The sequence below is a fragment of the Agrobacterium sp. CG160-95 genome (genome assembly GCF_053521725.1).
In genome coordinates this window covers 270,064-294,753 of the sequence record NZ_JBNWDU010000005.1, presented here as the reverse complement: position 1 = coordinate 294,753, position 24,690 = coordinate 270,064, and the positions used below count along the sequence as shown (strand labels likewise).

Here is a 24,690-nt window from a genome sequence, read left to right as displayed (position 1 = left end):
TCAGCCGCCAGGCGGCCCCTAATCGCGACAGAAACCCTGCCGGAAATCCCGGAATATTTCCTTAAACGCAGCTGATGACAATTGGTACAAAAAAGCAGTCATAAGCTTCAAAACGTCAGTCAATTTGCCGAAATTCGCGCCTGTCGAACCAAAACTGGACCTCATCGGCTCAAAATCCAGTTCAAAACCGCCCGCCAGTCGGTCATGCGCACCGGCGTTCCATGCGTGCCTGTCTCAAAAAGCGTGAAGCGCGCCGGCTCTCCCGCCTTCAGCAAGGTGCGGAAGATGGTCGCCTGGCTGTCGGCGGAATAGACCTTGTCGGCGCTGCCATGGGTGAACCACACCGGCTTTTTGGCTTTCGCAAAGGCGCTCTTCGGAAAATCGGGATCGACCGCGCCGCCAAGGATCGCCATGCCCTTGAGATTGCCGACCGTCGCCTTGTCGCGGCTGATGCCGTAGCAGATGAAGCTGCCCATGGAGGCGCAGGCCAACACCACCGGCTTGCCGCCGGATTTGCTAGCAGCATAGGTGATCAGCGCGGAAACGTCGGCAACGCCATTGGCATCGAAGGATCGTACGCTCGGCACATAATAGGTGCCGCCATTGGCGACAGCCAGATTTTTCAGCCGGTTGAAATTGCCACCGAACGTATAGTCGTTCATGCCAAGCCGCCGGTCGCCGCCGCGCCCGTGAATGAAGATCACGGTGAAGGCCTGCCCGGATGATGGCCCGACGCGGCCCACCTCAAGCGCCCTGCCCTCAACCGCCACGGATTCCATCGCCTGCGCTGTCTTGGGCGCCATATCCACATATTGCCGCTTCACCCGGCGTTCCGGTACCTCGTCGCGGCCGTTGATATCGCGCATCTCCTGATAATCGATCACCTCAGATGCGCCGCCATCGGCCGCGGAAAGCACTGTCTGGCTGGAAAACAGCTCGTCCTTGAACGGCCGCAGCGGCCCGTCCGCCGCCCCGGCACCGCCCGGCATCGCCGCAACAGTCAGGCAGAAAAGAGTACAAAACGTGAAATGAGCTGTGGACATGACTTGGTTAACCGTTCATTCGTGGCTGCGAGACTTGCCATTGCCAGGGCGGCAGCGCAATCCTCCTGCTGCGAAACCCTGACATAGTCGTGGCATAGGGTGCGCCGCGTTAGGCCACACGCCCTGCACGTTTGGCGCTATACTCGCCCCTATTGGCATACTGATTCGCTTGGCGAAATTCTGACGACACGCTTTTTTGAACCTTGGACATGATGGACGATAGCAACGATCTCTTCTCCGGTCTTCCGGTGGCACCAAACAGCGAAACGGAAAAGAACGAGGACACGGCAAAACCCGTGAAGGCCCCGGTGTCCGCAGCCGCGAACGTGAACGTGCAGCCGAAACCAGCAGCCGTTGCGGCCGTCACGACGCCCCCGCCCCCAGCGCCCGTGTCTCCTTCCGGTGACGACTACGGTGCCTCGTCGATCCGCGTGCTCGAAGGGCTGGAACCGGTGCGCATGCGACCCGGCATGTATATTGGCGGCACCGACGAGAAGGCGCTGCACCACCTCTTTGCCGAAGTCATCGACAACTCCATGGACGAGGCCGTCGCAGGCCACGCCAATTTCATCGAGGTCCATCTCGATACCGAGGGTTTCCTCACCGTCACCGATAACGGACGCGGCATTCCGGTGGAAAACCATCCGCAGGTTCCGGGCAAGTCGACGCTCGAAGTCATCATGACCAAGCTGCATGCCGGCGGCAAGTTCGATGGAAAGGCCTATGAGACCTCCGGCGGCCTGCACGGCGTCGGCGTTTCCGTGGTCAATGCGCTGTCCGATCTTCTGGAAGTGGAAGTCGCCCGTAACCGCAAGCTTTACCGCCAGCGCTTTTCGCGCGGCGCGCCCATCGGCGGTCTCGAAGAACTGGGTGACGTGCACAACCGTCGTGGCACCCGCGTGCGTTTCCATCCGGACCCGCAGATCTTTGGCGATCACGCAAAATTCGAACCGGCCCGTATTTTCCGCATGGCCCGCTCCAAGGCTTATCTCTTCGGCGGCGTCGAGATCCGCTGGAGCTGCGATCCCGGCATGGTGCCCGCCGGTGGCGAAATCCCCGAAAAGGCCGTTTTCCATTTCCCCGGTGGTCTGAAGGACTATCTGGCCGCCACGCTCGGCAAGGAATTCACCGTCACCCGCGAGATTTTCTCCGGCCGCACCGAAAAGACCGGTGGCCACGGCGCGCTGGAATGGGCTGTGACCTGGTATGGCGGCGACACGCAGATCCATTCCTATTGCAATACCATCCCGACGCCTGAAGGCGGTACGCATGAGGCCGGTTTCCGCATCGCGCTCACCAAGGGCCTGAAGAACTATGCGGAGCTGACCCAGAACAAGCGCGCCAGGGAAATCACCACCGATGACGTGATGATCTCGGCAGCGGGCATGCTCTCCGTCTTCATCCGCGAGCCGGAATTCGTCGGCCAGACCAAGGACAAGCTCGCGACCGTCGAGGCCCAGCGTATCGTCGAAAACGCGCTACGCGATCCCTTTGACCATTATCTCACCGGCAATCCGGGCGAAGCGGCGAAGCTGCTGGACTGGGTGATCGAGCGCGCAGAAGAACGCCTGCGCCGCCGCAAGGAAAAGGAAGTCAACCGCAAGACGGCGGTGCGCAAGCTGCGCCTGCCCGGCAAGCTGGCGGACTGCTCGCAGAACACGGCTGAGAATGCCGAGCTTTTCATCGTTGAGGGTGACTCGGCTGGCGGCTCGGCCAAGCAGGCGCGCAACCGCGCCAATCAGGCCATCCTGCCGCTGCGCGGCAAGATCCTCAACGTCGGCAGCGCAAGCCGTGAAAAACTCTCCGCCAACCAGCAGATCGCCGATCTCATCCAGGCGCTGGGCTGCGGCACGCGCACCAAGTACCGCGAAGAGGATCTGCGTTACGAACGCATCATCATCATGACGGATGCCGACGTCGATGGTGCTCACATCGCCTCACTGCTCATAACCTTCTTCTATCAGGAAATGCCGGAACTCATTCGTGGCAACCACCTCTATCTCGCAGTGCCGCCGCTCTACGTCATCCGTCAGGGTGCCAAGAGCGCCTATGCCCGTGACGACGCCCACCGCGCCGAATTGATGGAAACCGTCTTCAAGGGCAAGAAGGTCGAAATCGGCCGCTTCAAAGGCCTTGGTGAAATGATGGCGGCACAGTTGAAGGAAACCACCATGGATCCCGAAAAGCGCACCCTGCTGCGCGTCGAGATCGATGACGTGGATTTCGAAGGTACCCGCGAGGCGGTCGACAATCTGATGGGCACCAAGGCGGATGCCCGATTCCGCTTCATTCAGGAACGGGCGGCTTTTGCGGATAATCTGGATATCTGATCAACCGTCCCGGCCAGCCATGCGCCAACCGGGACGATTTGAGTCATGCCGCCGCCACATCTTCGCGAACGTCCAGAACACGGTCGATCAAACCCCACTCCAGTGCCTCTTCCACCGTCATGAAACGGTCGCGATCCATTGCCGCTTCAAACTCGTCATAGCTGCGTTTGCAATGCTCGGCATAAAGCCGCGTCATTCGGTGCTTTGTCTGCCTGATTTCTTCAGCATGGATGAGCATATCCGACGCCTGACCCTGAAACCCGCCGGACGGCTGGTGAATGAGGATGCTGGCGTTGGGCAATGCCGCCCGCGCGCCCGGTTCGCCCGCCATAAGCAGGAACGAGCCCATCGAACGGGCGGTCCCCATGCATAGAGTATGAACCGGCGCGCGGATGTAGCGCATGGTGTCATACATTGCGAGACCGCTGGTCACGACGCCGCCTGGAGAATTGATGTAGAGATGGATCGGCTTCTTCGGGTTTTCCGCCTCCAGAAACAGCAGTTGCGCGCAGACAAGCGCAGAAACAGCGTCGTTGACCTCACCGTTGAGAAAGATGATCCTTTCCCGCAACAGCCGGGAATAGATGTCGAAGGACCTTTCTCCCCTAGCGGATTGTTCAACTACCATAGGGACGAGTTGCATCGCTTCGCGCATCGGCGAACTCCTGTCGTTTGAAAATGTAAGGAAATGTGGTGGATCAGGCGGCGAGCTTGATGGGCGAACGGTTGTGGTTTGCGGCGGCCTTTGTCATCCGACCGGAACCGGTGATGGGCAACTCATGAATGACCCGCAGGCTGGTGCCGCCGCTCGCGTTGGGTGCAATCCTGAAGGTGACGGTGCTTTCCAGAAATGGCGGAACGTCATCCCGCATCCTGTAACAGACCTCCTTCCCCGGGGTGATCCTGATCGCCTCGGGTTCAGCTAAAGCCTCCTTCGGCAACCAGTGTTCACGGAAGGCCGGAATGCTGATCGCACGCCAGACTTTTTGCGGCGGCTCATCGAGATCATATTCCAGCTTGATACCGGGTTTCGGTGCTGCGGGCAGTTCCCTGTTCATTGATCCATATCCTTCAGCAAGAGCTTCAGTGCTTCTACGCGCTGCGGCCAGTAGGCGCGGTATTTGCCAAGCCATGTCGCAATCCGTGTCAGCCCATCCGGATCGACCTCGTAATTGACGAAACGACCCTGCCGCCGTTCGACGACCAGCCCCGCCCCCCGCAGCACAGCAAGATGCTGCGACATGGCCGGCTGGCTGATATCGAAACCCTCACGCAAGGCGGAAGCGTTCTGGGCACCATCCGCGAGCTTTTCGAAAATAGCGCGGCGTGTCGGATCGGCCAGCGCCCGGAAAATATCATTCTCTGTCATGACAACAGATAAGCATACACTTATGTGATTCACAAGTCCCGCCTACTGCATTCGCTTCGCAAGGCAGGCTTTTTCGCTCCCGCACCCTCTTCTGCCGTGAACGCTTTATGTGCTCGCGCGTTTTCACCCGGCCTGATAATCTTCAGGCCGGGAGTGATCAAAACAAGTGACTGCATTTACGGTCTTTATCGCCATGGTGCTGCTGGTCGTCGGACCAGCCCTGTTTGTTGTCATCAGCAAGCAGCGGGAAAAGGCCATTCCCAAACGCCCCTCAACTGCCCTGCCCGTTGCCGAGGATGCGACCGGGCTCGACCGCCACTGGCAGTCGATAAGGAATGGCTGGAACGAGAAAAACGCGCTCTGCCTGCTGCATTCCAATCTGGATGCCTTTGCAGTGCGCATGGCGGCGGCGCGGGCGGCCGGCCGCAGCCTTGATCTGATGTATTACATGTGGAATGCCGACCTGACCGGTCGGCTGATGATGCGCGAGGTCATTGCCGCGGCAGATCGCGGCGTGCGCGTGAGGCTGCTTCTGGACGATCTCGGCGTTTCGATGTCTGACCGCATCTTCCACGCCATCGACAGCCATCCCAATATCGAGCTGCGGCTGTTCAACCCAACCAGGGCGCGGGAAAACATCCTGTATCGAAGCCTGGAACTGGTCCTCCGGTTCCGAAGCGTCAACCGGCGCATGCACAACAAGGCGTGGATTGCCGATGGACGCGCCGTGATCGTTGGCGGCCGTAATATTGGCGACGCATATTTCGATGCCGCCGAACGGGCCAATTTCCACGATTTCGACATTCTCGGTTTCGGCAGGATCGTTGCGGATGCCACCGAAATCTTCGACGACTACTGGAACAGCGCCGTTTCCGTTCCCGTGCGCTCGCTTCTGGCGCGCAGGCCGAGCAAGCTTGCCAGGTTAAGGCGCGAGCTTGCTGCGCTACCGAAAAGCGAGGCTGCCAAACCCTATCTCGAGCGCGTCGAAAACCAATATGGCAGCGGACATTTCCTGATGTCGGACCGCCTGCACTGGGTCGATGAAGCTGACGTGCTTGCCGACCCGCCGGAAAAAGCAGCGGGAAAACGCCGCAACGGCCACAACTTCCTGATGGAGAGCCTGCTGCCGCTGATGCAGGCGGCAAATGACAGCCTGCACATCACCTCCCCTTATTTCATTCCCGGCAAACAGGGCTTGGACATTTTTGCAAACCTTGCCGAGCGCGGCGTCTCGGTTGCCATCCTCACCAACTCGCTTGCTGCAACAGATGTTGCCGCCGTTCACGCCGGTTACGCACGGTATCGAAAGCCGCTTCTGCTGGGCGGGGTGCGACTGCATGAACTGCGTGCACAGGCGGACCAGCCAAGCTTTACGCTTCGCGGTTCAGGACAGGCGAGCCTCCACACCAAGGCTTTCTCCCGCGACGGCAAGACCGGCTATATCGGCTCGCTCAATTTCGATCCGCGCTCTGCTTCTCTCAACACGGAAATGGGCGTCGTTTTCACCTCAGCCCCGCTGGTTGCGCGCATGGACGAGATATTCAGCGAAGAGATCCGCCGCTCGATGAGCTTCGAGCTGGATATAGACAACGGCAATCGCATCGTCTGGATGACCGAAGAACACGGCCAGCCGAAGACATACCGACGCGAACCAGACGCTGCCATCAGCCGCCGGATCGTCGCGGGCATCATGCGTTTCCTGCCGCTCGAGTCTCAGCTTTGACTTATCGCGGCTTTGATAACGAAAAGTCCGGTCAGGCCGCCGGTCTCACGCCAGCCTTGGCCAGCTGTATCTGCACCAGCGTGTCGAGGTTCTGGTTGACGCGGCAATAAAATTCCTCGTCGATGAAGGGCCGCAGCATGAAATCGTTGCCGCCCGCCTTCAGGAACCGCGCCGACAAAAGCCGGTTGGTGGACGAGGAAACGCCGATGATGCGCAACTCGTGCGAGCCGCGCACGGTGCGGATGCGCCGTGTCAGTTCGAAACCGTCAATATCGGGCATATTGTAGTCGGTCACCACCAGTCCGATATCGGGATTGGCCTTCAGGATTTCGAGCGCCTTCGCACCGCTATCGGCAAGGCTGACGCGGAAATTATAACGCTTGAGGCGGCTGGAAAGCAGCGCCCGCGCCGTTGGGCTGTCATCCACGATCAGCACATGGTGGCGGTGGTTGGTGAGGAACCGACAGATGGATTCCGTCAGCATGTCCACGGCAAAGATATTGTCTTTCAGAATGTAGTCGACCACATTCTTGGCGATCAGCGTTTCGCGGGTCGCCTCATGGAACGTGCTGGTGAAAACGATGGTCGGGATCGAGAGATCGATCAGATATTCCAGCGCCTCGCCATTCTCCGCCCCCGGAAGATTGATGTTGGAAATCGCAAGCGTCACGGGTTCGGCCGAGTGTTCGTAGCACGCCTGCAACTCCTCGAAGTTGCGGCACACCTCCACGGAAACGCCCAGCAATTCCTTCAGGCGCATGCTCACCATCTGGGTGAACACATTGGTATCTTCCGCAAGCAAAATGCGGCAATTGGTAAATGGCACACCCGAATATTGCATGCCCGTAATGCCCAGAAAATTCATTTTGTCCCAGTCCCCCGTCGTCTTTCACGGGAAATTAGCAGGCGTATTTTTCAGAATCATTAATAACACTTTTGCCCGAAAACAGTCGGCATACATGCTTACCCAAAAGAAAACACGGCCCCCGAGGGAGGGCCGTGTTTCGAATGCTTCCAGGAAAATCCCTCAGGCGCGCAGCAGCGCGTTTTCCGTATCGAAGGGGCTTTCTTCCACCACCTCGGCGTCATAAAGCGTGCCAAGAATGCGGATTTTCAGCTTTGTGCCAATCGTGGCATATTCGGGTTTCAGCATGGCAAGGGCAATCGATTTTCCGATACGCCAGCCAAAGCCGCCGCTCGTCACACGGCCGGCAAGTGCGCCATCTGCATCGAATATAGCTTCAGAACCACGCGCATCGACATCCGTATTGCCCGAAACGGTCAGCGTCGAGAACACCGATTTCAATCCGGCTTCCTTGTAGGCCACCAGCGCGTCGCGGCCGATGAAGTTTTTCTCCGGACGCAGGAAACGGTCGAGACCGGATTCATAGGCGTTATATTCGACCGAAAGCTCGCGACCCATGTTGCGATACGACTTTTCAAGCGACATCGACACCATCGCACGAATACCGAATGGCTTGATGCCAAATTCGGCGCCCGCTTCCATCAGCCGGTCGAAGATGTAGTTCTGCATTTCGATAGGATGGTGCAACTCCCAGCCCAGTTCACCGACGAAGTTGACGCGCAGCGCATGCGCCGTCGCCACACCCACGGAGATCTGCTTCGCCGTCAGCCACGGGAAATCCTTGTTCTCGAGGCTGGTACGGGTCAGCTTCTTCAGGAGATCGCGCGACTTCGGACCGGCAAGCACCAGCACGCCGTATTTCTGGGTGATGGGCTGCAGCACGACGGAACCGTCGGTGGGCGCAAGGCGCTGAAGCACGTCATGATCGTGCGCTTCAAGACCACCGGCGGACACCAGATAGAACCGGCCCGGCGCCCATTCATAGACGGTGAACTCCACCTTCACGCCGCCATTCGGCGTCAGAAGGTGCGTCAGCGCAATACGGCCGCGCTTCTTCGGCACGATATTGGCGAGAATGCTGTCCAGCCAGGCGCGCGCGCCGGGACCGGAAACTTCCATCTTGGCGAAGGCCGACATGTCAAGCACGCCGACATTCTGGGTGACGTTCTTCACCTCGTTGCCGACATGTTCGAAATAGTTCGAGCGGCGGAACGACCACTTCTCAACGATACGGCCATCATCCAGTGGCGGCGCATAGTTGTGGCTGGTGATGACATCCGCACCGACGCCGAGGTCCTCTTCGCGCAGCGCATAACCTTCCGGCGCATACCAGTTGGCACGCTCCCAGCCGTAAACGGAACCGAACACGCCGCCAAGCTTCTTCAGACGGTCGTAAACCGGCGTCGTCTTCAGCGGACGGGCAGCGGAACGTTCTTCATCAGGGTAATGCATGGTGAAGACGTTGGCATAGGCTTCCTCATTCTTGGCAATGAGGTAACCTTCCGTTGCGTGAGGGCCGAAGCGGCGCGGATCGACACCCATCAGATCGAGTGTAGGCTCACCATCAACGATCCATTCGGCAAGCTGCCAGCCAGCACCACCAGCAGCGGTGATGCCGAACGAGTGGCCTTCATTCAGCCAGAAATTCTTCAGGCCCGGTGCCGGACCGACGATCGGGTTGCCATCAGGCGTATAGGCGATAGCGCCGTTATAGACCTTCTTGATACCGACTTCACCGAAAGCCGGAACGCGCACCATCGCCGTTTCGATATGCGGCATAAGCCGGTCGAGTTCCTCCTGGAACAGCTCATATTCGCTATCGTCAGAGGGACCGTCGACATAACAGACCGGAGCGCCGACTTCGTAAGGGCCGAGGATCAGACCGCCGGCCTCCTCGCGCATGTACCAGGCCGAATCCGATTCACGCAGAACGCCCATTTCCGGCAGACCCTGACGGCGGCGCTCCAGAATGGCCGGATGCGGCTCGGTGACGATATATTGGTGCTCAACCGGGATGACCGGAATATTGATGCCGACCATCTCGCCGGTCTTGCGGGCAAAGGAGCCGGTGCAGGAAATGATATGCTCGGCGATGATCTCGCCCTTATCCGTCGTCACCTTCCAGTGACCGTCTTCCAGCTGCTCGATGGCGGTGACGGTGGTGTTGCGATAGATGGTGGCGCCACGGTCTCGCGCGCCCTTCGCCAGCGCCTGCGTCAGGTCGGCGGGCTGGATATATCCATCATCGGGGTGCTGGATGGCGCCCAGCAGGCCGTCCGTCTCGCAAAGCGGCCAGATTTCCTTCACCTGCTCCGGCGTCAGCATGTTGACCCGCACACCGATGGTCTCGGCAATGCCAGCATAATACATATATTCGTCCCAGCGATCCTTGGTGCGGGCGAGACGAATGTTCGAGACCTTGGAGAAACCGACATTCATGCCGGTCTCTTCCTGAAGCTCTTCGTAGAACTTCACCGAATACTTGTGGATCTGGCCGACCGAGTAGCTCATGTTGAACAGCGGCAAAAGACCGGCTGCGTGCCAGGTGGAACCGGAGGTCAGTTCCTTGCGCTCGATAAGGACGCTGTCGCTCCAGCCCTTCTTGGCAAGATGATAAAGCGTCGAAACGCCGACGACGCCGCCACCGATCACCACCGCCCGTGCATGTGTCTTCATTTACAGAACCCCTAAAAAGCGCCGGCATTGCCTGTCGTGCTGCCAAATCGATGGGATGGAATATGAAGCGCCCGGCGGCCGTTCAGCCGCCTGATTGCGACATGGCCATAGGGTGCTGCGACAGGGGAGAAAATGCCGTCGCTGGAGGCGGGTTTCAAACCACCGTCGCCTTTTGAAGACGACGGTGGCGCACATATGGGAAAATACCAACCGGAACGGATCAAGTGTCAGCCAAGACGGATTGGAGCCTGAAGCGCCGGATAAACCGTCTATCTGGTCTGAAGCTGCAATTGCATTCCCCGCACATCCGGGCCGTCCAAGTTAAACCCCTTTATAACGTCATTGCCGGGAACGATAATCGAGTTCTTGAGGACAGGACCGCCTGGCAGATTGTGTATCCCGCCGCCGCCACCGGGCGGAGGTGGTGGCGGCGGAAAAACGCCGCCACCATCATCCTTGCTGCAAGGTGGAATGCGATAAATGCAATCATCGTTGAATTGCGCAATATCTCCACTCGCAGACGGGCGAACCACATCCTGCGCATTTGCCAGAAACGGAAAAAACATACCGAAGAGAAAAATAGCCAGTCTCATTTCGCAACCACCTGCGAAGATGCACAAATCTTGGCGCGGTCTTTTACGTCCTTGCCAGCGGCAGCTTTTGCCGCGGCGTCCAGCCATGCGGGCGTGCTGTTGCGCATACCGATGGAAACGCTGTTGAAGCCTATGACGAGCGGCCTCGCAAACTGGCTATCGGAAAAGAGGCCGGAACTGTTCGTGCTGCGAATGGTGTTGTCATTGCCGGCCATGTTTTCGGCCGCCGGCTGCTGGCCCTGCGGGCCTGTGGTCGCGGCAACGTCCGCACCATCCACAGTCTTCTGGACGTCGCGTTTGTTTCCCCCCGGCGTCTCATCCGCCACAATGCAAATCGGGCGCGAGGATAACTCCCCGCGCCCGTCAATGCCCGTATCGGCTGCGTCGCCGCAGCCGCGGTAGCCGCAGATTAACTGTCCTTGCCGGCCGCCTTCAACGTCGCCTTCGGCTCCACCACGGTTTTGTCACCCGCCTTGCCCGGATCCTTTTCCGGTGCAGTTGCCGCGGCAGGCGCCGCCGCGCCAGTATGCGCCGCCACCGCCTTGTCACCCTCTTCCGAAAGCAGCGCCGCCAGCATTTGCGGATTTGCATCACCTTCCACGTGGATGTTGAGGTTACGCTGCGGGAACGGGATGGCGATCCCCTCTTCGCGGAAGCGTTTCAGGATCGCGATCCTCAGCGCGTTTTTCACGCCAAGCCCATTCGAAAGATCGGCGAGGTGGAAACGCAATTCGAAATCCAGCGAGAAGTCGCCGAAACGGAGGAATTCCACGTGCGGTTCGGGGTTGCGCAGTACGGGCGGCTGGGTGCGCACCAGTTCCAACAGAATATCCATCACCTGCTGCGGATCGGATTCATAGGCAACGGAGACCGGAATTTCCGCACGCATGATACGGTTGCGGTGTGTCCAGTTGCCGACCGAGGAATTGATGAATTCCGAGTTCGGTACGATGATCGACTGGCCGCGGAAGGTTTCAATCTCGGTCGCGCGCACCGAAAGCCGTTTGACGGTGCCTTCAGTCGTGCCTGTCACCACCCAGTCACCCACCTTGAAGGGACGCTCGACCAGCAGGATGAGGCCGGAGACAAAGTTCGAGACGATGTTCTGAAGGCCGAAACCGATACCGACCGAAAGGGCAGACGCCACCAGCGCCAGGCTGGAGAGGTTAAGACCGGCGGAAGAGACGCCGAAAATGGCCGCAACCGCGATACCGAGATAACCGATGCCGGTCTTGACGGAGTTGCGCACGCCCGCATCCACCTGCCCGCGCGCCATGACGTTGTTGTCCAGCCACTTCTGGAACCAGCGTGTGATGATGTAGCCGATAGCAAAGACGAGGACGCCGCCGAACAGCCCGATCAGCGAGATGGAGGCATTGCCGACGGTGATGCCGGTCAGCAGACGATAGGCCCAGCTTTCGATATCGCCCGGCTGGAACCCCCAGGAAAACAGGATGAGCGGCACGCCGAAGGCGAGTGCGATCACATAGATGCCGAGCCCCGCCGCAAGACCGGCCTGATCCAGCGCAACCGGGCCGAGACCGTAGCGCCGCCCGAGATAACGACCGGCCAGGGATTCGGAAAAGGCGCCCTGTCGCGAAATCGCCTTGCCGGAAAGAATGCCGATATACATTGTTGCGAGCACCGCACCGGTGGCGACGATCTGCGTCGCAAGGAACCGCGCCAGCCCCACATAACCCGTCAGGCAGGCACCGATGAGAACAAGCCCGCCGACCCTGAGCAGAATGACCAGCCAGCGCGGCAGGCGCTGGTTGCCGGTCTCGTAGTCCTGCCCCTCACCGATCACCGGGCGCAGGAACGACACGGTGAGCAGGATGATGCCAATGATGATGGAGGCAATGAAGCTCTTGGCAACGGTGACGATCAGCGGCGAATAGAGCGTCTCGCTGATCGTGCCGAACAGATAATCGAGACCGTTGACGAGCGCCATCAAAAGCACGGCCGAGGACAGCGTGTGCGCTCCGCGATTGGAAACCTGCAACAGACGCCATTCCGGCTGCGTCGGCGCAAAGATAGCGTAGCTCAGCCGCGACACGAAATAGACGAAGCCCGTAACTGCCATGGCGCCGAACAGGATCGGCGCGATATCGGAACGAAGCACGTTGAAATTATCGAGGAAAAACGCCGAGGTTACCAGAAACAGGAAAAGCGACAGCGACTGCACCATGGTTGACCAGAAGGCCACCGAAAGCCGCCGCAGATAGGAAGGCTCGCCGGAAAAGGCCCGCCGTTCCATGCGGCTGCCGAAAAAGCGGTAACCGCCCACCAGAAACAACAGCGCCGCCATGATCGACAGCATCACCGCCCCGAACATCGGCAGGCGTTTGTAGTTCCAGACGAAACCCGCCCAGCTGCTGAAGGCGTTGTTGAGATTGGTCAGCTCGCTCACGAAGGCGGAAGAGGCGTCGCCCAGCGTCTGGGAAGAGACTTCGGTGCGCTTGAACAGGGTCGCGGCAAAAAGCGCCCGCCGAACCGCCGTAATGTTGTTGGAAATCTGCGCGGCGTTGGTGGCAGTGCTCTCCACCTCGCCGGCAATGGCATTCACCTCGGCGCGCTCCGCAGTCAGCCGGGAGCGCTCCTCCGTCACCATGCTCGCTTCGGGCGGCTGTCCTTCCGCCGGGGCAGCACCAAGCGCGTCGAGACGCGTCTTGATCTGGTCCAGACGGGTCCGCAGCTTGGTGTTGGCGGCGGCAGCATCGGCTGCAATGGTATCGGCGCGTCCCTTCAGGTCCACCAGCTGCACGTCATCGCTGCCGCCCGCCTCCACCTGTTTGGCGATTGCCGAAATATCGGCCTTCCATTTTTCCAGATCCGTGCGCGCCTGCTCGACGATGGAAGCCTGGATAGCGACTGGTGCGGCCGCTGGCGCATCCTGCGCCGACGCCAAGGTTGCGGACGACAGAAAGCTGCCAAGGAGGGTGAATACCGCGACCATTATCGCAGCCAGGGCGGCCTTTCGCCGCCGGTCGGATAAAGGCCCGCCGAACATCCGCCTACCGTCAATCATTCCGCCAAACATCAACCGCACATCCATGCCTTTCAAATCTTCACCCAGCATCAGGCTATTTATCGCCTGCTGCGCGGAAAACCACCCGCAAAAAGCGAGGTTTTCGGGAGTTTACCTTGCTTTTCACCCGGAGAATCATCACCTTCAATAGTGCAGCAATCATGGGAGGAAATCATGGAATCTGCTGGTATTGGCTGGATCGCAGCTATCATCATCGGTGGTGTCGCCGGGTGGCTCGCCGAACAATTCATGAAAAGCAATATGGGTGTTTTCATGAACATCCTACTTGGAATCGTCGGTGCCATCGTCGCTAACGCCATTCTCTCGGTATTCGGAATCGTTTTGACCGGATGGATCGGTTATCTCATCGCCGGCTTCATCGGCGCCTGCATCCTCATCGTTATCGGAAGAGCCTTCCGGCGAGGATAGCAAAAGAAAAAAATCCGTAAAATCCCGGATTTCCAGCCTTTTCCAGCGCGACTGAAATTTTTTCGTCACAAAAATCGAAGAAATTTCATTTCCGCGCTGGACAAGCCGAAACTTCCCCTTTATAGCCCCCCTCACACCGCCACACGGTGTCGGTCGGGTGATTAGCTCAGTTGGTAGAGCAGCTGACTCTTAATCAGCGGGTCGTAGGTTCGAGCCCTACATCACCCACCAAATTCTTCAAAAATGACAAGACGTTGCGGTGCTAAGTTAAAGCATCGCCTTCGGCGCCGGGCACTGAAAAAATAGTTCGCATTCGGCGCCCCTGAACATGCGGCCGCGACAGCGGACCTAGCTCCCAAGAAAACCTACAACTTCGTTTCGGGTATGATTTTTGTCCCGATAAAACGTGGCCCCAAGGGCCGCCCGGCAATACGTCTTGCGAATTCTTCGGTGAAAGGAACAGGCGCTGCCCGCCTCACCGCGTCGATGGCGGAATCGATAAAGGCTTGCCGTCTTGGACTGTCTTCCTGCGGGCGCGCGGCTGTGACGACCACCTTGCCCCTTATCTGCCCATCCTTATGCAGAATGAACTGCAGCGTCACGACAAGCCCCTCCGTGTCTTCCGGCGGCACCCAGCATGCGTAAATCGCATCGAACATTTCGTTGAGGTTGCTGACCGGAGCAGGATCGTTGCAGACCCGCGACTGGCCCAAAGCCTGCGTCAGAAAACCCGCGTACAGGGTGGCCAGTGCCACGATACCCGGCAGCTTGAGGCCGCAGAAGAATAAAAACGAACGCTTGATCAAATCCATTATCCTCTGTCGGAAAGCGATCAGCCTGGCCCATCCACCAATTAACGTCATTTTAGAAAAAATATTTCGTCAGTAAAAACTCTTCGCTGATTCAGCAGTAGAAATATAAAAAATAATAAAGTCCACGATACACACAGAAAAATCATAAACACATCAAAATAAAACTCAAAATAAATAAAAAAACAATTGAAAATAAAAAATAGTTTCGAAATAGAAAAATAATATATTTGTTTAATAAAAATAAAATCACAAATGAAGGCAAAAATTCGAAATATTTATTTATATATATTTGTAATATTTAAAATAGACTGGATATCTCGAAAAGTTACCCATAACGAACCCTTCGCAATTTAACCAAAACCCGCAGTTTGCATTGCAAGCCACTGGTTTGGTTGTATGCATTGCCAAGCCAGAACGATGGCGCAAAAGGGGGATATCATGAAATCAAAATGGGTAACGGCGGTGTTTTTCGGAGCTACGCTGACGGTTGCGGGTGCGGCGCAGGCGGACGACCTCGTCTTTTCGCTGAAGAACGGAACGAACTCCGTTCTCAATGCCTTCTACACCTCGCCAGTCGGCGTCGATGACTGGGAAGACGACGTTTTCGGAAAGAAGGCGCTTGGTCCGGGCGAAACGATGGAGATCACCATCGCCGATGGCCGCCGCGTGTGCAAATACGACATGCGTTTTGAATTCCAGGGCGATGAGCTGGAAGACCTCGAGGATACGCAGAACCTGTGCGAACTCGGCGAGTATACCATCACCGAGTAAGAATCCGGCAATAACGGCCCTGCCCGATCATGGCGGGGCCTGCACCAACAAGCGGCCTTCAAAAAAACCAGCCGCTCCGGCAACGCCGGTTTTGCAACACAGCTACTGAAACGACGAAATATCAGCGCGGCAGTGCCACCCGCTCCGCAAAGCGGTCTTAATCATGCCTATGATTGGCGTGATGAGATTGATCGTCAACATATTGCTTTTCGCCCTCGGCGCAGTCGGAAGCGGCGTATGTGCGTTTCTATTGTCGGGTACGCTTGCCGATTCCGGATTTCTCGGTTCCTGTTTCGAGGGAAGTTGTGCCTATGCGGCGCTTTTCATGGTGCTGCCCGTCACATGGTTCGTGCTTTTTGCGCTTTATGTCATGGCATTGCTGGTCTGGAGACGAAAACCTTTCCGGAACGGAAGGCTCTGAAATAGGTAAGACGGCGCCGTCGCTACCGGACGTTCGTTGACAGCCATCGAGACTTGCCGTTAACGTCCCGCCTGCTGGGGGATTCGCTGCCATTGATATACGGGCCTGCCCGATATCATAGGCCTCTGAATGTGCATGTTTCCGATTTGCGCGTCGCTTAACGACGTGCATGGCGGAAAACAGGGAGACCAAACGATGCGGGCCGCAATTAATTCTCCATCGCTTTCTATCGATACCATGGACTATCAGGCCGAGTGCCAGTTCGCGCTGGAGCCCTCCATTCAAGGGCTGATCGAAAAAGCGGAAGACGCTGGCTGGAACCGCCAGCAGGCCGCGCTTGCCATCGTCGCGCTCGCCAGTGAACATCTGAGTGACCTGCTTCCAGGCCTCACCGTACCCGATCAACGCCCCCTGTCCTGACAGCCTCCCGCCCGCCGGAGCTGATCAGCACCCGGCATGATTGCCAAAGCATCCCGAAAATTGATTGAGCAGGCCGGAGTATCCCCCGTCGCGCCCGCACGGGCCTTCGATGCTCCGTCACAAGCGCGAGGGGAGAAAACGCTCCACGCGAAGCCCTGCCCCCCCTCAACGCAGCCCGTAGTGTCCCGTCACAGACCATCTCCAGGGCATTTCAGCTGCCCTTTAAGTATCGCTGCCACAGTGTTGACATAAGCGACCGATAATGAGAACATAAAGTGAACATTATGGAGGTCAGCGATGAACGCAGCAGACGCAACCATAGAAAATGCCCTGTCCGTGGTCGCTCGCTCCCGCGATATGCGCGAGCGCGCGCTTGAAAGGCGACGGGAATTGCAGCGGCGAACGGAAGTCATCATCGCCCGGCCGCTCTACGTGCTGAAAAAGAATGAAGGCCCGAAGCAATTGTCGCTGAAACTCGACAGCTAGATGGCAAAAAGCAAATCCCGTGCGGATTACCTCACACACGGGATTTTCAGAATGAAACGATCATTGTCTTGTCTTATTGCATGCGCTGCATTGCGGCTTCGGGTTCGCCAGTCGTCGCAACCGTTGCCGCCGGAAGGCGATCGGTCTTTTTCAGTATGACGATGGGCTTGTCCACCGGATCCGTCGGCGGAACGATGCTTGCAGTTTTGAATTCACGGTCGACAGCAGGAACGGAAGCGTTGATCTTTTCATGACCTGCGCACTCCGCCAACGCTGCACTGGCGGAAAAGCCAAGTACAGCGGCGATAATGAGAACTGATTTCATGTCATTCTCCCTTCGCTTTCGTGGCGATCTCCCAATCTAAGGGGAGACGGTCCGGATTGAAAATCACACTTTAGAGACATCTAAAGCTCTCTGTCATTGCGGCAGTCGTCATCGGTGGCAATGGGTGAGGCGTGCCGCTTTATTTTTTCCGCAAATCCAGCGGATTTTGGCAAAGCGGCCTGCGGAATATCATCGCCACATAACTTCCCTTCAGGGAAATCAGGCTAGGCTTGTAAGTTGTGGCCTGTGCCGCGTTGGCGGCCTTTATCGTTCGTCCATCTGGAGAATTATGCTGCATGGCACGCCTCCTTCCATGAGCGATAACGAAAAAACAGCGGTCTTGTTCCGCAGCGGCGAAACGGCGGACAATTGAAAAGATAAGGCACCGCCGCGTGCTTCGTCTCCACGCCTGTGATACGGTGGCACGAATAGTCGCATGAAGGCGAAGTCTCGCCGCATAACTCCGGCCTCGCCACCTCATCCCGCTCCCGCTGAGAAGAGCGCTCCCGAACCCAACCATGACCCAAGGCTTGAAATTTTGCCCGAAACCGCTATATGGCTTTGCGAGAGGACGACCTCGGCCATTATGGCGACAGCATGCGGGACGGCCCGGTCACATACCGGAGAATAAATTGCGTTCCCTGCCCGATCGTATCCGCCACGCTCTCAGCTTCGAAATCATCGGCCTTCTGCTGGTCGTGCCGCTGGGTGCATTCGTATTTCACATGCCCATGGAAGATATCGGCGTTGTCGGCCTCGTCAGCGCCACGCTCGCCACCGCCTGGAACTATCTTTACAATCTCGGCTTCGACCATGCCATGCAGCGCCTGAAAGGCACGACGCTGAAGACGCCTGCTATCCGCGTCGCCCATGCCCTGCTGTTCGAACTGGGTCTGCTGATCGTGCTGATGCCTTTCATCGCCTGGTATCTCAGCATCAGCCTTGCCCAGGCGCTGGTGATGGATATCTCGTTTGCGCTGTTCTACGTAGTCTATGCCTTCGTCTTCAACTGGGGCTACGACCGGCTTTTCCCGCTGCCGGAATGGCGGTCGCAGGACGCCGTCTGATCGACGGCGGCACCGGCGTGTGCGTCAGCGTAGCGAAGCCGTGAAAAAGCGGATGACTTCGCTGTTCAGTCGACGATGAAACTCCGCCCGGTCAAACCCCAGAATATCGCCGCATATCTCGGCCAGGGCTTTTTCCATCTCGGCGGGGCAAGGTGTTATGAACGAAAAATGCCCTGCCCCTTTCACCGTCTGATAGTCCGGTTTTGCCGGCAGGTCGTCGCGCAGCCCTAAAATATCCTCCGGCGCCACACCGTCGCCGCCGCGCTCTGAACTCCAGAGCTGAACGGGGATTTTGATATCTCGCAGATCGGCCCGCCCTGGAAAGGCGTTGAGGGGGTCTGCAATAACCACAGCCTTCACTCGCGCATCGTAGACCCGGTCCTCAGGCGAAGCAGACCTTTCCAGCATCTGAGCACACACCGCCGCCTGCCCATCAGGGCACGGCAATCCGGTATTTGGAAAATCCGGAACGCCGCCGGCAAGTACCAGCGCCGTATAACCGCCGCGCGAAAATCCGAACACCCCGATCCTTCCGGCATCGATAAAACGGGCATCGTTCCAGTTCGCCAGCATATGGTCGAGCAGGCGGACGATATCGGCCGGTCGTTCGGTCAGCGCGGAAAGATCGCCTGCCCGCTTCATGTCAATGGCATTATCGCCGGGATGATTTATCGCCGCGACGATGAAACCGGCATCCGCCAGCGCCGCCGCGGTATCCCGATGGCTGAAATACGTACCGCCGAAACCGTGGGAGATGATGACGAGCGGATATTGCCCATCGACAACTGGGCAATCACGCACCGCTTGCAGAGCGAAGGGGCCGATGCGGGTCTCCACCGGAGTCGCCGCGCAGGGCGACCACACCGCCGCCCTCATGGAAGGCTTTCCGCCTGCCGAGGGAATCTCGATCAACCGAAGACCGGCTGCCAGAACGGTGCCCGCTCCGCACATGGCGGAAACAAGGGAAAGGCAAAGCAACACCAGAAATCGCATGACGGACCCGCAGATCGGAAACATTAAATGCAAGGCCGTCACCAACAGGCTTCACCCGCAACATAGAGCAATCTTTTGTAGCGGAAATGACCGTTGTCAGACTTAGAGCGACTTCAGCGTCCACGCCACGATTTCGCGGGTGGCGGCGGCGAAAGCCTGGTCCAGCGCTTTGACGAAATTGGCATTTCCGGAACCGCTGACGCGTGCGCTGGCGCGGAATACTTCCTGCGCCTTTACCGTGCCGTTGCGATCGTTCAACAGCTTCACCGAAATCTCGATATCGGCGGTGTTTTTTGCCGTATCGATTTCGAAGGTGCGAATATCGCTGACCACCTGGTAATCGATCGCCAGCCCCTGCCCCGGCCGGCCGACGCCACCGAGCTTGCCGGTATCCTCGAAGGCTTGCACCAGCTTGGATTGCACCATGCGCGGCAGGCGGTCGCTCCATTGCGAATTGCCGAGATATTGCACTTCCGAGCCGGAAAGGCGCACCACGATGTTTTCGCTATCAAGCGCTTTCAGCGCCGTCGGATCGGCGATCAGCAATTGCCGGCCTTTGAGCGACGGCCCCTGCGTCACAGTCGCCGAAGAGACGGAAAGGTCGAACGTATCGTTCGATGGGGTTCCCGCACAGCCCGCCATCGCAACCGCAAGCAGCGGAGCCAGAAGCAGGGCACGGCGCTTATGGCCGTTCATCAATCGTGTCATTGGCCCATACCCCTTTTAGCGCCTTGTTCTGCCGTCATATTGTTTCACGGTTTCGCCGCCGAAAATCAACCGCTGCGGATCGCGGTCGATATTGGTGATCGCATTGTTGAGATTGTCGACCGTCTGCCGCGTGCTGCCGATAAGCGCCTGGAAATCCTTCAGGCCCGAACTGGAGAAGCGCGTTAGATTGTCTGCAATCGGCCCGATTCGGGCATTGAGATTGTCGGCTACGGCCTTGAACGAGGTCAAAGTCTCGCGCGCCTTTGCAAACAGCGAATTGGCATCGTCGGTTCCAAGCATCCCGTCCACCTTGGCAAGAATGCCATCGACACGGCTTGAGGCAAGGTTAAGCTTGCGGCCCATGTCGGTGAAATCGGAGACCGCCTGGTCGATATCGGCCCGGCGCGCGCCGACATCGTCGGCAATCCGCTTGAAGTTCGCCACGGCATCGCGCGCATCGGCAGTCGCTGCGGAAACATCACCCACCACGGTGCTGACCTTTGCGGGATCGACCGACGCCAAAAGCTCATCCGCGCGCTTCACCACCGTCTGCACTTCCGTGCTCGCCGCCTCGAAGTTGCGCGCCGTGCTCTGCACCGTTTCCATGATGCCCTGAATATCGCTCGAAGCGGAAGCGACGTCCTTCGTCACCTTGTCGACATTAGACAGGATGGAATCGATCTTGCCGGCATCCACCGCCTTCACCAGATCTTCGACAGCAGTCAGCGTGCCGTCCAGGCGTACCGAGACCGATTGGACGGTGGTGGAAAGCGAACTGAGGCTGGCGATGAAACTCTTGATACCATCGGAATTTGCGGCCAGCGCATCGGAGAATTTCTCGGCGTTACGCACCGTCTGCGTCAGCGGCCCACGGGCATCCTGCACGAAACCCTGCAATTCGCCGATGGCGCCATCGGCGCGTTTCAGGATCTTGTCGGCGGTGGCAAGAAGGTTGGTGACGCTGGAAAGATCGGCCGTCAGCTCGGCGGGAACGCCGCTTTCGACGGATTTCTGCAGAATGCGCTCACCATCCTTGTTGCCGCCGGAGAGCTCGATATAGGCAGCGCCCGTCAGGCCCTGAATTTCAAGCACGGCGCGGGTGGACGGGAAAACCGGCGCGTCCGCCTGCACTTCGGTAAAGGCGATGGAATAGGCCGGATCGTCACGGTCGATCGCAAGACCGCGCACCGTGCCGACAGGAATGCCGTTGAAGCGTACCGGAGAGCCGACGGAAAGGCCGTTTGCCGAGCCGGGAATACGCACCACGAGCTGCGCCGTCGGTCCACCCCGGCCGAATTCCGCCATCCAGTAAACGAAGCCGAATGCGGCGGCGATCACGATCAGCGTGAAAATTCCGACTATGGTGTAGTTCGCCTTGGTTTCCATGCTTCTTGTTACTCCACCGGATTTTCGTGTCTGTCGTCCGGAAGAACGACAGAGCGCGCCCGTTTGCCACGGAAATAGGACTGCACCCAGGGGTCGTCACAGGCAAACATGTCCTGCAAGGTCCCTTCCACCAGCACCTTCTTCTGCCCTAGCACCGCAATGCGGTCGCAGACGGAGAACAGGCTGTCGAGGTCGTGCGTCACCATATACACGGTCAAACCGAGCGAATCGCGCAAGCGCGCGATCAGCATATCAAATTCCGCCGCCCCGATGGGATCGAGGCCGGATGTTGGCTCATCGAGGAAGACAAGGTCGGGATCGAGCGACAGCGCGCGCGCAAGCGCCGCACGCTTGATCATGCCGCCGGAAAGCTCCGACGGGTATTTGTCGCCCGCATCGGGCTTGAGGCCCACCATCTCGATCTTGAGATAGGCAAGCTCGTCCATCAGCTTTTTCGGCAGGTCCAGATATTCCCGCATGGGCAGCTGGATGTTTTCCTTCACCGTCAGGCCGGAAAACAGCGCCCCCTGCTGGAACAGCACGCCGAGCCGCTGGTCAAGCATCATGCGGTCGTCTTCACTGGCCTTGTCGTAATCGGTGCCGAGAATGCGGATTGCACCCGCCTGGCGTGGCAGAAGCCTCAGGATCGCACGCATCAGGACGGATTTACCCGCGCCGGATGGGCCGATGAAGCCAAGGATTTCACCGCGATAGACATCCAGATCGAGATTCTCAAGCACGTTCCTGCCGTTGAAACCGACAGTCACACCCTCGACGGAAAGAACCGTCTCACGGCCGTCCTTTGCAGTTTTTGTCTCTTGCGGCTTCTGGTCCAAAGTTTCCAACGCGCCCTCCTTAAAAATCGATGGCTGCGTAGAAGATGGCAAAAAGGCCATCCACCAGAATGACGACGAAGATCGATTTGACCACCGACGACGTGACGTGTTTGCCGAGCGATTCCGCCGAACCGCCGACCTTCATACCCTCAACCGCCGCGACGATGCCGATGATCAGCGCCATGAACGGCGCCTTGATCATGCCGGCGGCGATTGTCGATTCCTCGACCGCGCCGTGCAGACGCGACAGAAACACTTCGAAGGTGATGCCGGAATAGAGAAGCGTGACGATGGCGGCGCCGAAAAGTGCGGCGAAATTGGCAAGGATGGTCAGAAGCGGCAGTGCGATTGTCAGCGCCACGAGACGCGGAAACACCAGCACGCCAACGGGGTTGAGACCGATCACCTTCAGCGCGTCGATTTCTTCGCGCATCTTCATCGAGCCGATTTCCGCCGTGATCGCACTGCCGGAGCGACCGGCGATCATGATCGCGGTCAGAAGCACGCCGATTTCACGCAATTGCAGGATGCCGACGAGATCGACGACGAAAACTTCCGCGCCGAAATACCGCAGCTGGAAGGCACCCTGCTGGGCGATGATGGCGCCAATCAAAAACGACATCAGCATGATGATCGGCACGGCGCGCACGCCCATATGGTCGATCTGGTTGACGATGGCCGCCGGCGAGACGCCACGGCCGCGCCCGAGCTTCATCTGCGCGCCGCGCACGGCAGAACCCAGAATATACATGCCCGCGAGGAAATCCGCACCATTCTGGACGACAGCCTGGCCGATCGGCGAGAAGAAGCGTTCGGCAAGTCCCACCTTGGCGGCAGGCTCGCCCTCCATCGCCGCTTTATCCGGCAATTGGCCGATCAGATCCTCGATTCGCTCGTTTCCGGTAAGCGTGACGGTAACGCCCTTCGCTTCCATATCTTCGCGCAATCGCCGGATGACCCAGGCGCCGGTCGTGTCGATTGCCTCCACCGAGGAAAGATCGATCTCCACCGGACCGGCAGGGCCGCTTTTCTCGATGTTTTCGAGGCGTGCAAAAATGCCTGAAAGATTGCTGTTACGCCAGGAACCGCTCAAGGCATACCGCTGGCCGCCGCCGGAGACGGCGCCGTCTTCGGTGATTGCGGCCGGGTTCGCCTGTTGCCGTATATCCTGTTCTTGCATAATGCTCCGAGCGAGTGCAGCCGTCACGAGATTCTTAAAGGTTTCATAACGGTTTGGCCTTCGGCAAGCCACAGTGACAGCCGACAATTCGCGATAAATTTGGCGTCATGTGTCTTTTAACGCCTGTCAGGAAGTGAAAAAACATGCCCCGTTACCTTCAAGCCACAACAGAACGTTTCGCCGTTGCTGGCAGCTTCACTATTTCACGCGGCACTCGCACACATGCGGATGTCGTAACGTGCACCATCCGCGATGGTTCCTTTACCGGCAGAGGTGAATGTGTGCCCTACCCGCGTTATGGCGAAAGCATCGAAGGCGTTATCGCCGATATCGAAGCGATGGCTGAGCAGATTGCCGGCGGCCTGACACGGCATGAATTGCAGCAGGTGATGAAACCCGGCGCCGCCCGCAATGCAGTGGATTGCGCACTATGGGACCTCGAAGCCAAGACGAGTGGCAAAAGTGCTGCCGAACATAGTCTCGGACACGCGGCAGAACCGCTCGTTACCGCCTATACCATCTCGCTTGCCGATCCCGAGACCATGGCGGCTAAAACAGCGGAAAACGCTGGCCGCCCGCTGCTGAAGATCAAGACAGGAACGGTGGATGACGAGGCGCGCCTGCGGGCCGTGCGCACCGCAGCACCTGACGCGCGCATCATCATCGACGCCAATGAGGGCTGGAACGACGATAATATCGAATATTATCTGAAACTCGCAGCGGAACTGAACATCGCGCTCATCGAACAGCCGCTTCCCGCCGGCAAGGACGCCATCCTGGCCCGCATCGACCACCCGGTCCCCATCTGCGCCGATGAAAGCGTGCATTCCACCAAGGACCTCGCAGACCTGCGCGACCGTTACGATGCGATCAACATCAAGCTGGACAAGACTGGCGGTCTCACGGAAGCACTTGTCATGAAGGCAGAGGCGGAGCGGCTAGGCTTCATCATCATGGTCGGCTGCATGCTCGGCACCTCGCTCGGCATGGCTCCCGCCGTTCTGGCCGCCCAGGGAGCCGCCTTCTCCGATCTCGACGGCCCGCTGATTCTCAGGCAGGACCGGCAGCCGGGCCTCGTTTACGAGGGTTCGCTGGTTTATCCGCCGCAGCCGGAGTTGTGGGGATAAGAGTCGTCGTTCGGGTTTCGTGTGAAAGCACTACGCCGCACATCGCAATAGTCTTTGCAGTATCACGTAAACTGTATGACCAGCCTCGCCTCACACTCGACG

At 58.4% G+C, this 24,690-nt stretch carries 26 protein-coding genes and 1 tRNA gene; 10 read left to right on the top strand and 17 right to left on the bottom strand.

Annotated elements, in window-relative coordinates:
* Positions 1-161: 161 nt before the first annotated feature.
* Positions 162-1,043, bottom strand: coding sequence for a dienelactone hydrolase family protein (locus tag ACQZ63_RS18735; protein WP_038491116.1), 882 nt, complete (start codon positions 1,041-1,043; stop codon positions 162-164).
* Between the two features lie 209 nt (positions 1,044-1,252).
* Here ACQZ63_RS18735 and parE point away from each other — a divergent pair, with 209 nt between their 5' ends.
* Positions 1,253-3,373, top strand: a complete 2,121-nt coding sequence (parE, locus tag ACQZ63_RS18730; RefSeq protein WP_013636223.1) for a DNA topoisomerase IV subunit B — start codon at positions 1,253-1,255, stop codon at positions 3,371-3,373.
* 43 nt (positions 3,374-3,416) lie between these two features.
* On the opposite strand, the gene ACQZ63_RS18725 is transcribed toward parE, so the two are convergent.
* Genes ACQZ63_RS18725 through ACQZ63_RS18715 form a run of 3 tightly spaced genes read right to left on the bottom strand, consistent with a single transcriptional unit; the run spans position 3,417 to position 4,742 of the window.
* Positions 3,417-4,028, bottom strand: coding sequence for an ATP-dependent Clp protease proteolytic subunit (locus tag ACQZ63_RS18725; RefSeq protein ID WP_013636224.1), 612 nt, complete (start codon positions 4,026-4,028; stop codon positions 3,417-3,419).
* A 43-nt stretch (positions 4,029-4,071) separates the two neighbouring features.
* Entirely contained in the window at positions 4,072-4,431 is a 360-nt protein-coding gene (locus tag ACQZ63_RS18720) for an SRPBCC family protein (protein WP_113555783.1), read from the bottom strand.
* On the bottom strand, positions 4,428-4,742 hold the full coding sequence (locus ACQZ63_RS18715) for an ArsR/SmtB family transcription factor (protein WP_003515444.1): 315 nt from the start codon (positions 4,740-4,742) through the stop codon (positions 4,428-4,430). The genes ACQZ63_RS18720 and ACQZ63_RS18715 overlap by 4 nt, the downstream gene beginning before the upstream one ends.
* Positions 4,743-4,908: 166 nt before the next feature.
* Here ACQZ63_RS18715 and ACQZ63_RS18710 point away from each other — a divergent pair, with 166 nt between their 5' ends.
* The gene (locus tag ACQZ63_RS18710; protein WP_080798438.1) at positions 4,909-6,465 is read left to right on the top strand and encodes a phospholipase D family protein; all 1,557 of its coding nucleotides are present in this window, start codon (positions 4,909-4,911) and stop codon (positions 6,463-6,465) included.
* Positions 6,466-6,496: 31 nt separating this feature from the next.
* On the opposite strand, the gene ACQZ63_RS18705 is transcribed toward ACQZ63_RS18710, so the two are convergent.
* The 5 genes from ACQZ63_RS18705 to ACQZ63_RS18685 form a co-directional block, all read right to left on the bottom strand.
* Positions 6,497-7,330: a response regulator gene (locus ACQZ63_RS18705; protein ID WP_003515447.1), complete on the bottom strand. Its 834-nt coding sequence runs from the start codon at positions 7,328-7,330 to the stop codon at positions 6,497-6,499.
* 162 nt (positions 7,331-7,492) lie between these two features.
* Entirely contained in the window at positions 7,493-10,006 is a 2,514-nt protein-coding gene (locus tag ACQZ63_RS18700; RefSeq protein WP_003515448.1) for a GcvT family protein, read from the bottom strand.
* Between the two features lie 269 nt (positions 10,007-10,275).
* Entirely contained in the window at positions 10,276-10,599 is a 324-nt protein-coding gene (locus tag ACQZ63_RS18695; RefSeq protein WP_113555782.1) for a hypothetical protein, read from the bottom strand.
* Positions 10,596-10,925 carry a hypothetical protein gene (locus ACQZ63_RS18690; RefSeq protein WP_236736186.1) on the bottom strand — a complete coding sequence of 110 codons (330 nt, stop codon included), beginning with the start codon at positions 10,923-10,925 and terminating at the stop codon, positions 10,596-10,598. The genes ACQZ63_RS18695 and ACQZ63_RS18690 overlap by 4 nt, the downstream gene beginning before the upstream one ends.
* 83 nt (positions 10,926-11,008) lie before the next feature.
* On the bottom strand, positions 11,009-13,678 hold the full coding sequence (locus tag ACQZ63_RS18685; RefSeq protein WP_113555781.1) for a mechanosensitive ion channel family protein: 2,670 nt from the start codon (positions 13,676-13,678) through the stop codon (positions 11,009-11,011).
* Positions 13,679-13,801: 123 nt separating this feature from the next.
* Between ACQZ63_RS18685 and ACQZ63_RS18680 the strand changes: the two genes are divergently transcribed.
* Both ACQZ63_RS18680 and ACQZ63_RS18675 read left to right on the top strand, forming a co-directional pair.
* Positions 13,802-14,056 carry a GlsB/YeaQ/YmgE family stress response membrane protein gene (locus ACQZ63_RS18680; protein WP_003515453.1) on the top strand — a complete coding sequence of 85 codons (255 nt, stop codon included), beginning with the start codon at positions 13,802-13,804 and terminating at the stop codon, positions 14,054-14,056.
* A gap of 155 nt (positions 14,057-14,211) precedes the next feature.
* A tRNA-Lys gene (locus ACQZ63_RS18675) sits at positions 14,212-14,287 on the top strand.
* A gap of 134 nt (positions 14,288-14,421) precedes the next feature.
* On the opposite strand, the gene ACQZ63_RS18670 is transcribed toward ACQZ63_RS18675, so the two are convergent.
* Positions 14,422-14,868 (bottom strand): hypothetical protein, encoded by a 447-nt coding sequence (locus ACQZ63_RS18670; RefSeq protein WP_113555780.1) that lies wholly within the window; start codon positions 14,866-14,868, stop codon positions 14,422-14,424.
* Between the two features lie 438 nt (positions 14,869-15,306).
* On the opposite strand from ACQZ63_RS18670, the gene ACQZ63_RS18665 reads away from it, so the two are divergent.
* The 4 genes from ACQZ63_RS18665 (at position 15,307) to ACQZ63_RS18650 (ending at position 16,966) form a co-directional block, all read left to right on the top strand.
* Positions 15,307-15,639: a hypothetical protein gene (locus ACQZ63_RS18665; RefSeq protein ID WP_025593566.1), complete on the top strand. Its 333-nt coding sequence runs from the start codon at positions 15,307-15,309 to the stop codon at positions 15,637-15,639.
* A gap of 169 nt (positions 15,640-15,808) precedes the next feature.
* Positions 15,809-16,060: a hypothetical protein gene (locus tag ACQZ63_RS18660; protein WP_019566197.1), complete on the top strand. Its 252-nt coding sequence runs from the start codon at positions 15,809-15,811 to the stop codon at positions 16,058-16,060.
* Between the two features lie 195 nt (positions 16,061-16,255).
* Positions 16,256-16,480: a hypothetical protein gene (locus tag ACQZ63_RS18655; protein WP_003515467.1), complete on the top strand. Its 225-nt coding sequence runs from the start codon at positions 16,256-16,258 to the stop codon at positions 16,478-16,480.
* 297 nt (positions 16,481-16,777) lie between these two features.
* Positions 16,778-16,966, top strand: a complete 189-nt coding sequence (locus ACQZ63_RS18650) for a hypothetical protein (RefSeq protein ID WP_003515469.1) — start codon at positions 16,778-16,780, stop codon at positions 16,964-16,966.
* Between the two features lie 73 nt (positions 16,967-17,039).
* On the opposite strand, the gene ACQZ63_RS18645 is transcribed toward ACQZ63_RS18650, so the two are convergent.
* Both ACQZ63_RS18645 and ACQZ63_RS18640 read right to left on the bottom strand, forming a co-directional pair.
* On the bottom strand, positions 17,040-17,291 hold the full coding sequence (locus tag ACQZ63_RS18645) for a hypothetical protein (RefSeq protein ID WP_003515471.1): 252 nt from the start codon (positions 17,289-17,291) through the stop codon (positions 17,040-17,042).
* Between the two features lie 139 nt (positions 17,292-17,430).
* Positions 17,431-17,589, bottom strand: coding sequence for a hypothetical protein (locus ACQZ63_RS18640; protein ID WP_162993578.1), 159 nt, complete (start codon positions 17,587-17,589; stop codon positions 17,431-17,433).
* Positions 17,590-17,923: 334 nt separating this feature from the next.
* Between ACQZ63_RS18640 and ACQZ63_RS18635 the strand changes: the two genes are divergently transcribed.
* Complete coding sequence (locus ACQZ63_RS18635) at positions 17,924-18,358, top strand: PACE efflux transporter (RefSeq protein WP_019566196.1); 435 nt, start codon at positions 17,924-17,926, stop codon at positions 18,356-18,358.
* Positions 18,359-18,382: 24 nt separating this feature from the next.
* Here the strand turns inward: ACQZ63_RS18635 and ACQZ63_RS18630 are convergent, their stop codons facing one another.
* The 5 genes from ACQZ63_RS18630 to ACQZ63_RS18610 all read right to left on the bottom strand — a co-directional run bounded on the left by ACQZ63_RS18630 (position 18,383) and on the right by ACQZ63_RS18610 (position 23,461).
* The gene (locus ACQZ63_RS18630) at positions 18,383-19,351 is read right to left on the bottom strand and encodes an alpha/beta hydrolase family protein (protein ID WP_112497218.1); all 969 of its coding nucleotides are present in this window, start codon (positions 19,349-19,351) and stop codon (positions 18,383-18,385) included.
* A gap of 102 nt (positions 19,352-19,453) precedes the next feature.
* Positions 19,454-20,059 carry an ABC-type transport auxiliary lipoprotein family protein gene (locus tag ACQZ63_RS18625; RefSeq protein WP_019566194.1) on the bottom strand — a complete coding sequence of 202 codons (606 nt, stop codon included), beginning with the start codon at positions 20,057-20,059 and terminating at the stop codon, positions 19,454-19,456.
* A gap of 15 nt (positions 20,060-20,074) precedes the next feature.
* Complete coding sequence (locus tag ACQZ63_RS18620) at positions 20,075-21,445, bottom strand: MCE family protein (protein WP_003515479.1); 1,371 nt, start codon at positions 21,443-21,445, stop codon at positions 20,075-20,077.
* Between the two features lie 8 nt (positions 21,446-21,453).
* Positions 21,454-22,290: an ABC transporter ATP-binding protein gene (locus tag ACQZ63_RS18615; RefSeq protein WP_003515481.1), complete on the bottom strand. Its 837-nt coding sequence runs from the start codon at positions 22,288-22,290 to the stop codon at positions 21,454-21,456.
* Positions 22,291-22,300: 10 nt separating this feature from the next.
* The gene (locus ACQZ63_RS18610; RefSeq protein ID WP_097102727.1) at positions 22,301-23,461 is read right to left on the bottom strand and encodes an ABC transporter permease; all 1,161 of its coding nucleotides are present in this window, start codon (positions 23,459-23,461) and stop codon (positions 22,301-22,303) included.
* Positions 23,462-23,604: 143 nt separating this feature from the next.
* Between ACQZ63_RS18610 and dgcA the strand changes: the two genes are divergently transcribed.
* Positions 23,605-24,588, top strand: a complete 984-nt coding sequence (gene dgcA, locus ACQZ63_RS18605; RefSeq protein WP_113555779.1) for an N-acetyl-D-Glu racemase DgcA — start codon at positions 23,605-23,607, stop codon at positions 24,586-24,588.
* The last annotated feature ends 102 nt before the right edge of the window (positions 24,589-24,690 follow it).

What these genes read in the sequence shown, in the direction of transcription:
- ACQZ63_RS18735 (WP_038491116.1), bottom strand. Translation starts at nt 1,043, where the DNA reads ATGTCCACAGCTCATTTCACGTTTTGTACTCTTTTCTGCCTGACTGTT.
- parE (WP_013636223.1), top strand. Translation starts at nt 1,253, where the DNA reads ATGATGGACGATAGCAACGATCTCTTCTCCGGTCTTCCGGTGGCACCA.
- ACQZ63_RS18725 (WP_013636224.1), bottom strand. Translation starts at nt 4,028, where the DNA reads ATGCGCGAAGCGATGCAACTCGTCCCTATGGTAGTTGAACAATCCGCT.
- ACQZ63_RS18720 (WP_113555783.1), bottom strand. Translation starts at nt 4,431, where the DNA reads ATGAACAGGGAACTGCCCGCAGCACCGAAACCCGGTATCAAGCTGGAA.
- ACQZ63_RS18715 (WP_003515444.1), bottom strand. Translation starts at nt 4,742, where the DNA reads ATGACAGAGAATGATATTTTCCGGGCGCTGGCCGATCCGACACGCCGC.
- ACQZ63_RS18705 (WP_003515447.1), bottom strand. Translation starts at nt 7,330, where the DNA reads ATGAATTTTCTGGGCATTACGGGCATGCAATATTCGGGTGTGCCATTT.
- ACQZ63_RS18700 (WP_003515448.1), bottom strand. Translation starts at nt 10,006, where the DNA reads ATGAAGACACATGCACGGGCGGTGGTGATCGGTGGCGGCGTCGTCGGC.
- ACQZ63_RS18695 (WP_113555782.1), bottom strand. Translation starts at nt 10,599, where the DNA reads ATGAGACTGGCTATTTTTCTCTTCGGTATGTTTTTTCCGTTTCTGGCA.
- ACQZ63_RS18685 (WP_113555781.1), bottom strand. Translation starts at nt 13,678, where the DNA reads ATGCTGGGTGAAGATTTGAAAGGCATGGATGTGCGGTTGATGTTTGGC.
- ACQZ63_RS18680 (WP_003515453.1), top strand. Translation starts at nt 13,802, where the DNA reads ATGGAATCTGCTGGTATTGGCTGGATCGCAGCTATCATCATCGGTGGT.
- ACQZ63_RS18670 (WP_113555780.1), bottom strand. Translation starts at nt 14,868, where the DNA reads ATGGATTTGATCAAGCGTTCGTTTTTATTCTTCTGCGGCCTCAAGCTG.
- ACQZ63_RS18665 (WP_025593566.1), top strand. Translation starts at nt 15,307, where the DNA reads ATGAAATCAAAATGGGTAACGGCGGTGTTTTTCGGAGCTACGCTGACG.
- ACQZ63_RS18660 (WP_019566197.1), top strand. Translation starts at nt 15,809, where the DNA reads ATGATTGGCGTGATGAGATTGATCGTCAACATATTGCTTTTCGCCCTC.
- ACQZ63_RS18655 (WP_003515467.1), top strand. Translation starts at nt 16,256, where the DNA reads ATGCGGGCCGCAATTAATTCTCCATCGCTTTCTATCGATACCATGGAC.
- ACQZ63_RS18650 (WP_003515469.1), top strand. Translation starts at nt 16,778, where the DNA reads ATGAACGCAGCAGACGCAACCATAGAAAATGCCCTGTCCGTGGTCGCT.
- ACQZ63_RS18645 (WP_003515471.1), bottom strand. Translation starts at nt 17,291, where the DNA reads ATGAAATCAGTTCTCATTATCGCCGCTGTACTTGGCTTTTCCGCCAGT.
- ACQZ63_RS18640 (WP_162993578.1), bottom strand. Translation starts at nt 17,589, where the DNA reads ATGCAGCATAATTCTCCAGATGGACGAACGATAAAGGCCGCCAACGCG.
- ACQZ63_RS18630 (WP_112497218.1), bottom strand. Translation starts at nt 19,351, where the DNA reads ATGCGATTTCTGGTGTTGCTTTGCCTTTCCCTTGTTTCCGCCATGTGC.
- ACQZ63_RS18625 (WP_019566194.1), bottom strand. Translation starts at nt 20,059, where the DNA reads ATGACACGATTGATGAACGGCCATAAGCGCCGTGCCCTGCTTCTGGCT.
- ACQZ63_RS18620 (WP_003515479.1), bottom strand. Translation starts at nt 21,445, where the DNA reads ATGGAAACCAAGGCGAACTACACCATAGTCGGAATTTTCACGCTGATC.
- ACQZ63_RS18610 (WP_097102727.1), bottom strand. Translation starts at nt 23,461, where the DNA reads ATGCAAGAACAGGATATACGGCAACAGGCGAACCCGGCCGCAATCACC.
- dgcA (WP_113555779.1), top strand. Translation starts at nt 23,605, where the DNA reads ATGCCCCGTTACCTTCAAGCCACAACAGAACGTTTCGCCGTTGCTGGC.